Source organism: Okibacterium sp. HSC-33S16 (genome assembly GCF_024171565.1).
GTDB lineage: Bacteria > Actinomycetota > Actinomycetes > Actinomycetales > Microbacteriaceae > Mycetocola_A.
Genome location: NZ_JALJZZ010000001.1, coordinates 177,314 through 190,904, shown reverse-complemented (window position 1 = coordinate 190,904; position 13,591 = coordinate 177,314). Strand labels below are relative to the sequence as shown.

Annotated in this window: 15 protein-coding genes; 8 read left to right on the top strand and 7 right to left on the bottom strand. The window is 64.6% G+C overall.

The features are described 5' to 3' along the window. The first annotated feature begins 65 nt into the window (after nt 1-65). Genes L1277_RS00920 through L1277_RS00890 form a run of 7 tightly spaced genes read left to right on the top strand, consistent with a single transcriptional unit; the run spans nt 66 to nt 6,305 of the window. Nucleotides 66-962 carry an SIS domain-containing protein gene (locus L1277_RS00920; protein WP_374110141.1) on the top strand — a complete coding sequence of 299 codons (897 nt, stop codon included), beginning with the start codon at nt 66-68 and terminating at the stop codon, nt 960-962. After that, nucleotides 959-1,927 (top strand): ROK family protein, encoded by a 969-nt coding sequence (locus tag L1277_RS00915; protein ID WP_253374483.1) that lies wholly within the window; start codon nt 959-961, stop codon nt 1,925-1,927. The genes L1277_RS00920 and L1277_RS00915 overlap by 4 nt, the downstream gene beginning before the upstream one ends. Next, nucleotides 1,924-2,862 (top strand): 1-phosphofructokinase family hexose kinase, encoded by a 939-nt coding sequence (locus tag L1277_RS00910; protein WP_253374482.1) that lies wholly within the window; start codon nt 1,924-1,926, stop codon nt 2,860-2,862. The genes L1277_RS00915 and L1277_RS00910 overlap by 4 nt, the downstream gene beginning before the upstream one ends. Further along, a complete protein-coding gene (locus L1277_RS00905) occupies nt 2,859-3,713 on the top strand; it encodes a class II fructose-bisphosphate aldolase (RefSeq protein ID WP_253374481.1) in 855 nt (284 codons plus the stop codon). The genes L1277_RS00910 and L1277_RS00905 overlap by 4 nt, the downstream gene beginning before the upstream one ends. After that, nucleotides 3,710-4,498 carry a DeoR/GlpR family DNA-binding transcription regulator gene (locus tag L1277_RS00900; RefSeq protein WP_253374480.1) on the top strand — a complete coding sequence of 263 codons (789 nt, stop codon included), beginning with the start codon at nt 3,710-3,712 and terminating at the stop codon, nt 4,496-4,498. The genes L1277_RS00905 and L1277_RS00900 overlap by 4 nt, the downstream gene beginning before the upstream one ends. Beyond that, the gene (nagA, locus tag L1277_RS00895; RefSeq protein WP_253374479.1) at nt 4,495-5,676 is read left to right on the top strand and encodes an N-acetylglucosamine-6-phosphate deacetylase; all 1,182 of its coding nucleotides are present in this window, start codon (nt 4,495-4,497) and stop codon (nt 5,674-5,676) included. Before L1277_RS00900 ends, nagA begins: the two co-directional genes overlap by 4 nt. Before the next feature lie 38 nt (nt 5,677-5,714). Further along, nucleotides 5,715-6,305, top strand: a complete 591-nt coding sequence (locus L1277_RS00890) for a DinB family protein (protein WP_253374478.1) — start codon at nt 5,715-5,717, stop codon at nt 6,303-6,305. On the opposite strand, the gene L1277_RS00885 is transcribed toward L1277_RS00890, so the two are convergent. Further along, complete coding sequence (locus tag L1277_RS00885) at nt 6,302-6,547, bottom strand: hypothetical protein (RefSeq protein WP_253374477.1); 246 nt, start codon at nt 6,545-6,547, stop codon at nt 6,302-6,304. The genes L1277_RS00890 and L1277_RS00885 overlap by 4 nt on opposite strands. A 112-nt stretch (nt 6,548-6,659) precedes the next feature. Between L1277_RS00885 and L1277_RS00880 the strand changes: the two genes are divergently transcribed. Beyond that, the gene (locus L1277_RS00880) at nt 6,660-7,385 is read left to right on the top strand and encodes a hypothetical protein (RefSeq protein WP_253374476.1); all 726 of its coding nucleotides are present in this window, start codon (nt 6,660-6,662) and stop codon (nt 7,383-7,385) included. A gap of 4 nt (nt 7,386-7,389) precedes the next feature. Here L1277_RS00880 and mnhG read toward each other — a convergent pair whose 3' ends face one another. The 6 genes from mnhG to L1277_RS00850 are packed head-to-tail and all read right to left on the bottom strand — an operon-like array spanning nt 7,390 to nt 13,564. Continuing rightward, on the bottom strand, nt 7,390-7,776 hold the full coding sequence (gene mnhG, locus L1277_RS00875; RefSeq protein ID WP_253374475.1) for a monovalent cation/H(+) antiporter subunit G: 387 nt from the start codon (nt 7,774-7,776) through the stop codon (nt 7,390-7,392). Further along, a complete protein-coding gene (locus L1277_RS00870) occupies nt 7,773-8,036 on the bottom strand; it encodes a monovalent cation/H+ antiporter complex subunit F (RefSeq protein WP_253374474.1) in 264 nt (87 codons plus the stop codon). The genes mnhG and L1277_RS00870 overlap by 4 nt, the downstream gene beginning before the upstream one ends. Next, nucleotides 8,036-8,617: a Na+/H+ antiporter subunit E gene (locus L1277_RS00865; RefSeq protein ID WP_253374473.1), complete on the bottom strand. Its 582-nt coding sequence runs from the start codon at nt 8,615-8,617 to the stop codon at nt 8,036-8,038. Before L1277_RS00865 ends, L1277_RS00870 begins: the two co-directional genes overlap by 1 nt. Beyond that, nucleotides 8,614-10,176, bottom strand: a complete 1,563-nt coding sequence (locus tag L1277_RS00860) for a Na+/H+ antiporter subunit D (RefSeq protein WP_253374472.1) — start codon at nt 10,174-10,176, stop codon at nt 8,614-8,616. The genes L1277_RS00865 and L1277_RS00860 overlap by 4 nt, the downstream gene beginning before the upstream one ends. Beyond that, entirely contained in the window at nt 10,173-10,649 is a 477-nt protein-coding gene (locus L1277_RS00855) for an NADH-quinone oxidoreductase subunit K (RefSeq protein WP_253374471.1), read from the bottom strand. The genes L1277_RS00860 and L1277_RS00855 overlap by 4 nt, the downstream gene beginning before the upstream one ends. Next, nucleotides 10,646-13,564, bottom strand: a complete 2,919-nt coding sequence (locus L1277_RS00850; protein ID WP_253374470.1) for a Na+/H+ antiporter subunit A — start codon at nt 13,562-13,564, stop codon at nt 10,646-10,648. Before L1277_RS00850 ends, L1277_RS00855 begins: the two co-directional genes overlap by 4 nt. Between the last annotated feature and the right edge of the window lie 27 nt (nt 13,565-13,591).

Here is a 13,591-nt window from a genome sequence, read left to right as displayed (position 1 = left end):
GATCGATACTGATTGGAAGATGGTTTTATGATCATTCTCAATCACTCTGAACACCTGGAGCTTCCGTGGACACTTCCGCAGCTGGCGCAAACATGGCCGAAGAACTCGCGAGCCAGCCCGACGTCTGGGCGCGCGCCGCGGAACTGAGTCACGAGCCGAAGCTCCTTCCGCAAGCGGGCGCCCGCGTCGCGGTTATTGGCTGCGGAACGTCATGGTTCATGGCGCAGTCGTATGCGGCACTGCGCGAGCGCGCTGGTGGCGGACTGACGGATGCCTTCGCAGCGTCGGAAGCTTTCATTGATCGTCAGTACGACGCAATCGTTGCCATCACTCGCTCGGGTACGACGTCGGAAGTGCTGGAACTCCTCGCCGCCGTAAACGGGCGAATTCGAACGGTTGGCATCGTCGGTGACACGTCGAGCCCCCTCGTCGACGCGGCGGATGACATCATCGCGCTCCCCTTCGCCGACGAGAAGAGCGTCGTGCAGACCCGGTTCGCCACCACAGCGCTGACGTTCCTCCGCGCATCCACCGGCGCCGACGTTTCCCAGTCGATCGCCGACGCGAGAACGGCCCTCGCCGCAGACCTTCCCGATGAACTGGTCAGCGCCGAGCAGATCACCTACCTCGGCCGGGGCTGGACTGTGGGTCTCGCTCACGAAGCCGCTCTCAAAATGCGCGAGTCGTCGCAGGCATGGACCGAGTCCTACCCCGCCATGGAGTACCGGCACGGGCCACTCGCCATCGCCGCGCCCGGCCGGGCCGTCTGGGCGTTCGGCGAAGTGCCGAGTGGCCTCGACGATCAGGTCGCCGCAACCGGGGCACACTTCGAGCACTCAGACCTCGACCCGCTCGCCGACCTCGTCCGCGCCCATCGCGTTGCGCTCGAGCGTTCACTCCGGGCTGGCCTCAACCCCGATCTTCCCCGCAACCTCACTCGCTCGGTCATCCTCGACGCATGAGCACACCGGTCACGCCGCTCGGACCGGGACCCGCCGTCCTCGCCTTTGACGTTGGCGGCACCGACACCAAAGCAACACTGGTCGACCAGTCCGGTGCCCTGCTCGACACCGTTCGTGTTCCGACCCCGCTCTCCACCGACGGAACCGGAAATGGCGTCCTCGCCCGGATCCAGTCGCTCGCCGCCGAATTTCGTACTGCCCATCCCACCGTCGAGATTCGCGCAGCCGGACTCATCGTTCCCGGCCTCGTCGATGACGAGCTCGGCGTCGGGGTGTTCTCGGAGAACATCGGTTGGGAAAACGTCCCTTTCCGAGATCTTGCCTCCGCACGGCTCGGCCTCCCGGTCTACTTCACGCACGACGTGCGAGCCGCCGGCGCCGCCGAATATGCACTCGGCAGAGCCGGTCAGTATTCGAGCGTTCTTGTGGTCGTCATCGGCACCGGAATTGCGGGGGCCGTCTTTATCGACGGCCGCGCATACTCCGCTCACGGCTACGCCGGCGAAATTGGTCACTCCGTTGTCGACCCGGGCGGCGTCGAGTGTGCCTGCGGCGGCCGCGGCTGCCTCGAAGCGATCGGATCCGCCGGCGCGATCAGCCGCCTCTATCGAGCCGCCCTCGACGACATCGAATCCGTCGGCACCGCGATTGGTGCCCGTGAAGTCCTCGAGCGGGCGCAGGCCGGCGACCTGCTCGCTCAAAAGGTCTGGACGACCGCCACGGATGCTATCGGCCAGGTGCTCGCACAGAGCGTCGCTCTGCTCGCTCCGGAAGCCATCGTCCTCGGCGGCGGCCTCGCCCAGGCCGGCGACGCCCTGTTCGTTCCGGTCGAAGCTCGAATGAACTCCTTCCTCACTTTCCACCGCCGCCCGGTTCTGCTCCCCGCGACCGTCGGAGAGAACGCCGGCCTCGTTGGTGCCGCACTCGGCGCCCGCTCTCTGATCAGCCCCACGGTGGCGTCGTGATCGTCGTCGTCACGCCCAATCCGGCGATCGACATCACCCTCACGGTCGATCGCCTCGAGCCCGGGCACACCCACCGCGTCACTCCTGGCGTCCATCGCGCCGGCGGCAAAGGCATCAACGTCGCTCGCGTTCTCACCATCATGGGAGCGGATGCTGTCGCCATCGCTCCGGTCGGATCCTCCGACCGCGCGTGGTTCGCTGCTGATCTCAACGGAATACCGGTAGATTTTCTCGACGTTCCCGGCTCGGTCCGGCAGTCAACGGCGGTGGTGGAGCCGCACCAGACGACGGTCTTCAATGAGACCGGAACGGCTCTCGACGACGCCGTCTGGGAGGAACTCCTCGTGCGCGTCGCAGCCCGGCTCGATAGCGCTGATTGCCTGGTCATTTCCGGCAGCGTCCCACCCGGCTGCTCGCCGGCCCTGTACGGGAACCTGGTTGCCCTCGGGCGTGATCGGGAAATTCCGGTGGTCGCTGACGCGACCGGTTCCGCCCTGCGTTTCGCGGCTGAAGCCGGAGCCACCGTGCTGAAACCGAACGCGGCAGAACTGACCGAAACCACCGGAGAGACCGACCCGGTGGCCGGGGCCCGCGCCCTGCAGGCACGTGGCGCCGGCCTCATTCTGGTGTCGCTCGGTGAGGACGGCATGATCGCGGTTCCGCGCGACCAACGCGACCCGCTCTGGTCGGCACACCTCGGCCGGGTGCTGTCAGGGAACCCCACCGGAGCGGGCGACGCCGCTGTCGCCGCCATAGCGTCGGCGCTCGCGACAGGAACCACACCCGTAGACACGCGGACCCTTCTCAGCCGCGCCACCGCGTGGTCAGCCGCGGCCGTTCTCGAGCCGCTCGCCGGCAGCGTGCACCCCACGCGCGTTGCGGAACTCGAGGCTGAACTCGAGATCACTGTCACACCACGCGAGGACCTCTCATGACTCTCTCCGCCACTCGGGCACTGGTTGACCAGGCCTACCGCTCAGGCACCGGGATCGGAGCGTTCAACGTGGTGTCCCTTGAGACCGCCGAAGGCCTCGTGTCCGCCAGCGAACACGCCGGGCTTCCCGTCATCCTGCAGATCTCCGAAAACTGCGCGCGCTACCACGGCTCGCTGGCCCCACTCGCGAAAGCCGTACTTCACCTCGCCGAGCACGCCGCCACGCCGATCTCCCTCCACCTCGACCACGCCGAGGATGAAGCGCTGGCGTTCGAGGCCATCGATCTCGGCTTCAGCTCCGTGATGTACGACGGAGCCCGGTTGCCGTACGCCGAGAACGTCGCTGCGACCCGACGCGTCGCCGGGGCCGCCCACGCCGCCGACGTGTACGTCGAAGCCGAGCTCGGCACGGTCGGTGGCAAGGATGGCCCGCACGCTCCAGGTGTGCGTACCGATCCGGACGAAGCCCGATCCTTCGTGGCGAACACCGGAGTCGATGCTCTCGCCGTCGCTGTGGGGTCATCACACGCCATGACCGACCGCGTTGCAGCGCTCGACCTTGGCCTCATCGCGACACTTCGGGCCGCCGTGCCGGTTCCGCTCGTGTTGCACGGCTCGTCCGGGGTCACCGACGCCCACCTTGTCGCGGCGATTGCCGCAGGAATGACGAAGGTCAACGTGTCGACCCACCTCAACGGGTTCTACACCCGAGCGGCCCGAGAGGTCCTCGATCGCGACCCGGGCATCGTTGACCCGCGGAAGTATCTCTCACCGGCTCGCGACGCACTGGAAGCGGAGGCCGCACGGCTCCTCACGCTCTTTGCCCAGAGCGCGGAAGGCGACGTGCGATGAACCGGGATGAACGTCTTACGGCAATACTCGATCTCCTCGCGGAAAACGGATCCGTTGAGGTGGATGACCTCATCGCGAGCCTCGGCGTCTCCCCGGCGACGGCACGGCGCGACCTCGACACGCTCGCTCGCCAACAGCTCCTCACTCGGACCCGCGGAGGGGCGGTCCGCAACTCGGTCGCGTACGATCTTCCGATTCGCTACCGACACGAGTCGAACGCCGACGCCAAGCAGCGGATCGCCCACGCAGCGAGCGCACTCGTGCACCGAGGAAGCGTCGTCGGCCTCTGCGGAGGCACAACGGCAACAGCGATCGCGACAGTGCTCTCGACCCGAACCGACCTGATGGAGCCCTCCCCCGAGCCGAGCCTCACCGTCGTTACCAACGCGGTCAACATTGCGGCTCAACTCGCCGTGCGCCCACAGTTCAAGGTTGTCGTCACGGGCGGCGTCGTTCACCCCCGGTCCTATGAACTGGTCGGCCCGTACAGCGACGCCGTGCTCTCCGGCATTGCCCTCGACCTCGCCTTCATCGGAGTGAACGCCATCGATCCGGTGCACGGCGCGTCGGTGAACGACGAAGCCGAGGCGCACGTCAACCGACTCATGGCTACGCGCGCGACCCGCGCCATCGTGGTCGCCGACTCCGCCAAAATCGGGGAACGTGCTTTCGCTCGCATCGGCAGTGACGATGTTTTCTCGGCGTTCATCACCGACGCCGGCATCTCAGACGACCAGCGGCGTTCATTCACCGACGCGGGCATCGACGTTATCGTTGCCTCGTGACCGGAAACACCTCCGCGGCCCCGCCCGCTCCCCTTGACCTGATCATCCACTCCTCACGACTGGTCTCGGGCGGCAGTGTCACTTCTGACGCCTTCGTAGCGTTCACCGGCGACACGGTGGCACTGGTCGGATCCGGTACGGCCTGGCGCGAACTCGACGCCGTCGAAACCGTTGACGCCTCCGGCCTCACCCTGACACCGGGCTTCATTGACATTCACGGCCACGGCGGCAACGCGCATTCTTTCGATGACGGAGCCGACAGCATCCGTTCTGCCCTTCGCGTCCACCGTGCTCACGGCACGACCCGCTCCGTGCTTTCCCTCGTCACAGCATCGGTCGACACTCTCGTCGACCGGGTGAGGATCATCGCCGACCTCGCCGACAGTGACCCGACGATCCTCGGCTCACACCTCGAGGGGCCTTTCCTCGACGTCGGCCACCAGGGCGCGCATGATCCCGAATTGTTGCGTGCGCCCGACAGCGAGAGCATCGAGCGTCTCGTCGCGGCCGCCCGCGGCACGCTGCGGCAGGTGACGCTTGCTCCGGAACTTCCGGGGGGCCTCGAGGCACTGCACCAGTTCGTGGACGCGGGTGTTGTAGTGGGTATTGGGCACACCAATACCGACTTCGCCGGAGCGTGTGACGCGTTCACCGCCGGAGCGAGCATACTCACGCACGCCTTCAACGCCATGAACGGCATTCATCATCGGTCGCCGGGCCCCGTGGCGGCTGCGATCGCGACGAACTCGGTGACCCTCGAGATCATCAACGACGGCGTGCACGTGCACCCGGAGGTTGTTCGACTGGCCTTCGCTGCTGCTCCCGGCCGCATCGCGTTAATTACGGATGCCATGGCCGCTGCTGGATCGGACGACGGCACGTACCAGCTCGGGTCGTTGTCAGTCACCGTCACAGACGGTGTCGCCCGGCTGACGGAGGGTAACTCGATTGCCGGGTCCACACTGACGCTGGACGAAGCCCTGCGGCGAGCGGTTCGTGACGTTGGGCTGACTCTCGTCGACAGCGTGACCGCGCTGACCAGCACGCCGGCACGGGCCATCGGCCGGGCTGACGATCTTGGCCAGTTGGCGCCGGGGTTCGGCGCGGACGCCGTTCTCCTCGACGACGACCTTCGCGTGCGATCGGTCTGGGCAGCGGGGGTGCTCGTCCGGCACTAGACGGTGCGGTGGAGTGAGTGCTGTGCGAGGCTAGCGTCATGCCAGCCACCGATCCCAAAGACGACCTCCAGCGTTACCTGCAACGGGCCAGGGATGCTGTGTTGTGGAAGCTCGATGGGCTCTCCGAATACGACGTGCGTCGACCGCTCGTTCCGACCGGAACCAATCTGCTTGGCCTCGTCAAACACCTCGCGAGCATCGAGGCCGGCTACCTGGGTGACAGTTTCAATCGACCGTACCCGGAGCCCGTGCCCTGGCTCGCCGAGGACGCCGAGCCGAATGCCGACATGTGGGCGACGGCGGACGAGTCCCGCCAGTCCGTTGTCGACTTTTACCGTCGCGTCTGGGCTCACTCGGATGCGACCATCACCGCTCTCGACCTCGATGCCCTGGGCTCAGTGGCATGGTGGCCGGTCGAGCGCCGCGAAACCACGCTGCATCGGATCCTCATTCATATGATCGAGGAGACCAACCGTCACGCCGGACATGCCGACATCGTTCGCGAACTCATCGACGGTGCCGCCGGTCTTCGCCCGAACGTGTCGAACCTGCCCGAGCAAAACGAGGCATGGTGGATCGACTACGTCTCGCGACTCGAGGCCACCGCGCGGGCAGCCGCTGACTCCTAGCGCAGGGGGCCACCGACACCGAACAGCGAGTCGGCGAAGACGACGAGCGCGATGACGATCACCAGCACGACCCCGAGGAACGCCGAGGCTCGGACGATGCGTCTCCTGCTCACAGTGCCGGCGCGAAAGGACTCCCGTGAGACCCGATCGAGGCGGGGAAAGAGCGCCTGGTACGGCGGATCCGTCAGCGTCGGCTGGCGGTCCGGTTCGTCGTACCGCTCGTTGTCGCTGGTCTCGGCCATAGCCCGACCCTACCTCCGCTCACCAGCCATCGGGCTAGTTTTCTTGACATCACCGGACGGTCGGCTCCGTTCAGGCCGCGGGATTGGTACCGTACCGTGAACGGAGGTGACGATGCAGACCCCTGACTTCACTCTCATGGCAGAGGACATTCCGGACGATCCGGTCCTGGTGTTGATGTCGAGTGCGCTGCTCGGCCCGGCCGCTTGGGTTCCCGTCGAAGCCGAGTTGCGCGCGCGTGGTCGGGACGTCGTCATCGCGCCACCGGCCGATGAAGCGGACCCCGAAACACCAGCGGACGCAGCACTCGGCTACGCAACAGCCACCCCGGCGGACCGGCCGGTGATTCTTATCCCGCATTCAAATGCCGGCAGTTTTGTGCCGACCCTGATCGAGATTCGCAACGTCGTGAAGGTCGTGTTTGTGGACGCCACGATCCCCGTGGCATCCGGACGTCAAAAAATCGCACCCAAAAACCTTGTCGACGCTCTCGAGCACCGCGCAGACGCCGAGGGGTTTCTTCCGCCATGGACTGAGTGGTTCAGCGAGCCTGACGTCGCCGCTCTGTTTCCCACCCGTGCGCTTCGCACTCACGTCGAACGGCAACAACCACAAGTGCGATGGGACTTTCTCACCGGCGAACTTGAGATCCATCCGGGCTGGCAATCCACTCCGGCCGGATATCTCGCCTTCGGCTCCACCTATGCTGCGGAAATGGAACGGGCTCGGGCACTGTCGTGGCCGGTACGGCAACTGAACGGACGGCACCTCCACATGCTCGTCGACCCGCCCGGAGTCGCTGACGCGATCCTCGCACTGGTCGAGGGGCGGGCGAATTGACCGCCTAAGACTCAGGCGGAGTCTTCGACGATTCTTCTCCCCGTTCGATGCGCTCAACTCGGGTCTCGAGTTCGTCGCGGATGAGCAGGTCGCGCCGCAAGTGGTTCGACCGGTATGCGGCTCGCGCCACCATGTGGGCCGTGATCGGCGCGGTCAGCCCCTGGAAGATGATGATTGCCGTGAACAACAGGAATGTGCTGATTCGCGGGCTGTTGACGGCGACCGCGCCGCACGCGCACATCAGGCCGAGAATCTGCGGCTTCGTCGCGGCGTGTAGGCGGGAGAGCACATCGGGAAACCGGAACAGACCAATGCCTGCAGCGCAGCACATCAGGGCGGCCACCATGACCAGGCTGATGGTGATGATCTCGCGGATACCGTCACCGGTCATGTCTCGTCCTGCTTTGCCATAAATCGTGCGAAGCTCACCGAGCCAAGGAAGCCGAAGGCAGCAAGAACCAGAAGAACCGGCAACGTTTCGGTGTGCCCATTGAATGCCATCTCACTGCCGAGCACGCACATCACGGTTGCGACGAAGACGTCGGACGCGATAACGCGATCGAGGAGGCTTGGGCCTGTGATCACTCGGTAGAGAGCTGCGACGGCGCCGATACTGAAGAACACCCCCGCGACGATAATTGCAATCTGCATCAGGCGGTCCCTCCTGTGTGAGAGCGGGTCAGGTGGTTGGGCTGGCGCACGCGCCAGACGTCGTCGTGCGAGCCGATCGCCATCACCAGGCGCTTCTCCGTTGCGAATACTTCGTCTCGGAAATCTTCGAGATCCTTCTCACTGCGAACGTTGATGACGTGCACGTACAGCACAGACTCCTGGCGGTCGACGTCAACAACAATCGACCCGGGGACGAGCGAGATGGCTTCGGCCGTAAACATCATGATCAGATCAGAGCGTGTGTCGAGCGGGATCGCGAGGATGGCGCTCGACGGCTTGTAGCGCGGGTCGATCACCAGCCACGCGACCTCGAGCGACGCTCGAGCGATGTCGATGAGGAGCCGCACGAAGAACACCAGCACGAACCAGAAGTTGACGCGGCCGCTGAGATCAATGGCCGGCAGGTAGAACAGGAGGGAGATCACCACGGCGAGCACCAGCCCGGTGAGCACATTTAAAACAGTGACCTCTCCCCAGACGAGGCACCAGAGGATTACCAGGCCGGAAAGCAACACGATCTGGCTGCGCGCGCTGATGCGGCGCCCGGTTTCAGGACTCATTCCACACCTCCTGGAAAGACGGCGTCGACGTAGGTCGAGTGGTTTTCAAAGTCGGATGCTGTGCGTGCGGCGAGATCGAACAGCGGGCCTGCAAAGACGGTCAGGCAGACGGTCAGCGCCACCATTCCGGTCGTGGCGGTCAGCATGAGCGCCGGCACGCGCTTCGTTTTGACCGTAACACCCCGATCCTCGGGGTCTTCAGCAAGCGAGTCGAGGAGCGGAGACGAATAGCCCTCTACCTCGTTCTCGGATCGCCAGAATGCCATGTTCCAGACTCGCACGAGCGCGTACAGGGTGAGCAGCGAGGTGAGCGCACCGACGGCGATGAGGACATAGGAGAGCGGGGTGCCGAGGTTGACGCCGGCCTCGAAGAGACCGATCTTTCCCAGGAAACCGGAGAACGGCGGAATACCGCCGAGGTTCATAGCCCCGATGAAGAACAACACCGACACGAAGGGTGCGGCCTTCAAGATGCCACCGAGTCGGTTGATCGACGTCGTGCCGCCGACACGCTCCACAAGACCGGTGGCTAGGAACAGGGTCGTCTGCACGGTGATGTGGTGAACGATGTAGTAGATCGTCGCGGCGAGCGCGGCTTGGCTTCCAATCGCGATTCCAAAAATCATGTACCCGATGTGGCTGACCAGGGTGAACGACAAAAGCCGCTTGATATCTGCCTGTGCGAGCGCCCCGAGGATTCCGACGAGCAGGGTCAGCAGGGCTATCACCATGAGCGGCACGTCGATGTTCACGTCGGTAAACATGACGGTGTCCGTGCGGATGATCGCGTACACGCCGACCTTGGTCAGCAACCCGGCGAAAACCGCTGTGACCGGGGCGGGCGCCGTCGGGTATGAGTCCGGCAGCCAGAACGACATCGGGAAGACCGCGGCCTTGACGCAGAAGGCGACGAGCAGCGAGATGCAGAGGATCAGTTGAACGTCAGCGGGCAGGTCCCGTACACGCTCAGCGACAAGGGCAATGGTGACCGTGCCCGTTGCTGCATAAATGAACGCGATCGACGCCAGGAAGATGATCGACGAGGTCAGGCTGATGATGATGTACGTCACACCTGCCCGGATCCGTGCGCCGGTGCCCGCTAGTGTCAGCAACACGTAGCTCGCCGACAGCAGCATCTCGAAGCCGACGTACATGTTGAACAGGTCGCCGGCAACGAAGGCGTCGAACAGCCCGGCTGCCAGCACGAGATAGGTCGGGTGAAAGATCGACACAGGGGTGTCCCGATCGCCGTCGGCGATACCCTGGCCAGCCGCGAAGATGAGGACGCCGAGCAGCATGAGCGCTGAAATCAGCACCATGATGATGGCGAGGCGGTCGCCGACCAGGACAATGCCGAACGGCGCATCCCATGCGCCAACGTCGACAACGACGGTGCCGGACCGATCAACGTGCACGAGGAGGATGGTGGCCAACACGGAGACCACGGCAAGCGCGACCCCGCTGACAACGACCTGTGCCCGCCGGTAAGCGCCGAGCACCAGGACGACCGCAGCCGCGATCAGTGGAATCAGGACGAGGAGGGGAAGGATCGCGGTCATGAGCGCTTCTCCGGTTCCTTCTCGTCGTCATCTGGATGTTCGTCGCTATCGGCGAGCACTTGTTGGATAGCTGCGTCGTCCAGATCGACCGCGTCGAATGTTGCTTCAGTCTGGGCGCTGGTGTCCTCGGTGTGCTGGTCGGGCACACTGTCGCCCTGATCGCCGAGTTGGGCCAGCCACCAGGAACGATAGATGAGGGCGAGAACGAACGCCGTGATACCGAAGTTGATCACAATGGCGGTGAGCATCAGGACTTGCGGCACCGGATCAGCCATCGACTCATCCGTCGCCGTGCCGGTGACAATCGGCGCGCTTCCGCTCGGACCGCTCACCAACAGGATGAGCAGGTTCGTTGCGTTTCCAACGAGCATGAACCCGATGAGGACCCGGGTCAACGAACGCTCGAGCATGACGGTGATGCCGACGGCGTAGAGCACCGCCATCAAAATGATGAGTGTTGCGGAGGCGGTCATCGCGCTGCCTCGCTCTCGGAGAAGTCGTCTTGGGCTTCCGCGGACAGATCAGCGTCTTCCTGCTGTCGGTCGATCTCAGCACCGAGGCTTCGCAGGATGTCGAGCGTGAGGCCAACGACGACGAGATAGACCCCGAAGTCGAAGATCGTCGATGTACCGAAAGAGAGGTGCCCCAGAACCGGTACGTCGGCTTCGAAGTAAGCGGATTCGAGCACCGCACCGCCGAAGACCAGCGATCCTATGGCGGAGCCAACGGCAAGGATGAGTCCGATTCCGAGGATCTTGCCAGCGTCGACCGGGATCGCTTCGGCCAGTTCGTAACGCCCACCGGCCAGGTACCGTGCCACAAGCGCCAATCCGGCAAGCAAGCCGCCCGCGAAGCCGCCGCCGGGCGCATTGTGCCCGGCGAACAGCAGGTACACCGAAACCAGGATGGCTGGGTGGAAGAGCAGTCGCACGAGAACCTCGAGCAAAACTGAGCGGTGTCCGCGAGCGAGCGTGCGTCCGGCGAGGAGCCAGCTCATCCGGTTGGAGCTGGCCTCGGGGCCCGGGGCGAGCGGGTCGACGATAACGCGGCGACGGTTACGCCCGCGCCGTTGCTGTCGGGACCCCTGGAGCCGAGGGATCGCCCCAACGCGGCCGGTCACGAAGAGCAGGCTGGCGATGCCGGTGGCGACCACAACAAGCACCGAAATCTCACCCATGGTGTCCCAGGCTCGAATATCGACGAGCACGACGTTCACGATGTTCATGCCGTGCGCCTCCTCGACGGCGAGCCGTGGCCATTCCTTCCCGATGCTCTCGGCCTGTCGAGCTCCGAGCGCAACGACGGCGACAACCGCCATGATGAGGCCGACCGCGATACCGATCGTGGCGCGCACCAGTCGTTTCACCGGTTTGTTGCGCTGGGCGATACGGGTCGGCAGACGACGCAGGACGAGCACGAAAACCACGAGTGTGACCATCTCGACCAGCGCCTGGGTCAGCGCCAGGTCGGGAGCGCCGTGCAGCGCAAACAACGCGACCATTCCGAAGCCGGTGGTTCCGACCAGCAGCACCGCACTCATCCGCTGCTTCGCCTGCCCGGCCATCACAGCGGCGATCGCGATCGCCACGGCAATGAGCACCTGCTCCGGATAATCCCAGGGACGGATGCTGTCCGGCCAGGTCCGATTCATCAGTGACGCAGCGCCGAGAGTGAGCACGTAAACGACGAGAATCGTGCCGAGGTACTGAGGCAGTCCCCCACGCTGAGCAAAGATCGTTGTCCGTGCAGACAACCGGTCGATGAACTGCACGGTTGCCCAGTAACCGCGCGAACTGTCCATCATCGGCGAGACAGCGTCCTGCATACGGGCGACCGATTTGCGTTTGACGAACATCACGACGCCGAGGATCACAACGATCGCTGAGATAGCCAACGCGGGTTCAAACCCGTGCCAGAGCGCGAGGTGATAGTCCCCGGGTCCCGGCATAGTTTCTGCGTAGGGGGCGAGGAACGGATCAACGAGGGACGCTCCGAGCCCGAAGACCACGGTGATAATCGCGAGAGTGGCCGGGGCAACGAGAATTCCCCACCCGTCGGAGTGCAATTCCGTCGGCTCCATTCCTGGGCGTCGACCGAAGGCCCCCCAGAAGAAGCGCATGCTGTAGGCAACGGTGAGTACGGATCCAACGGCCGTGCCGATGAGGGCGACCCACCCCCAGCCGTCTCCCGACTGCGCAGCGTCGAGGAAGGCCGCAAAAACGGCTTCTTTGGCGACGAAACCGAAGAGCGGCGGGATACCGGCCATGGATGCGACCGCAATAAGACTGATGGCGGCGAGGACTGTGGACTGCCGGCCGATGCCCGACAGTTTTCGCCAGTCGCGGGTCCCCGCACGGTGATCGATGATGCCGACGACTAGGAAGAGCGCGGCTTTATAGCATGCGTGGGCGAGCAGCAGTGCGGCTCCGGCGAGGCCTGCTTCGTATCCGCCGAAACCGACAATCACCATGAGGAATCCGAGCTGGCTGACGGTACCGTACGCGAGCACGAGTTTAAGGTCGTACTGGCGCAGCGACCGCCAGGCACCGACGAGCATGGCCCAGACACCCAGAACAACGAGGGTTTCCCGCCACCCAGGGGCGTCTGCATAGCCGGGGGCGAGTCGGCCGACGAGGTAGATCCCGGCCTTCACCATTGCTGCGGCGTGGAGGTAGGCGCTCACGGGGGTGGGTGCCGCCATCGCGGCCGGGAGCCAGAAGTGGAACGGCACGATGGCCGACTTCGACAGTGCTCCAACAAGGATCAGGAGAATGGCCACTGTTGCTGCCGGTGAGTCCAGGCCCTGGTCGACGATCGAGGCCAGTGACGTTGTTCCGGCCTGCACGCTGATCATGACGACGCCGACGAGCATGACGAGACCACCGAATGTGGTCACGAGCAACGCCTGCAGCGCCGCACCGCGGCTCTCTTTGCGGTCGATGTAGTGACCGATGAGCAGATAACTCAGCACGCTGGTGATTTCCCAGAACATGAACATCACGATGATGTCGTCGGCGGTCACCAACCCGTACATCGTTCCGGCGAACGCGAGGAGAAGCGCTGCGAAGCGGCCGAGTCCTGGTTCGCTGCGTGAGAAATAGCGCGCGCAGTAAATGAGGACGAGTCCGCCAATTCCGGTGACGATCAGCGCGAGCACCCAGGCCAGCGTGTCGACGCGGAAGGAGAGGACGATGCCGAGCTGCGGAATCCAGGGGATCGATTCGGTGATCGTCTCGCCAGCGGTGACCGTCGGGGTCTGGGTCAGCGTATATGCGAACGCTCCGAATGGCAGCACAGATATCGCGTAGAAGACGCGCGTCGACATCCACCGGGTAAGCGACGGAGTGGCGCACGAAACAACGAAGAAGGCCAGCAGGAGGAGCGCCATAAGGTCTCTCGGGTTGTCGATCGATTG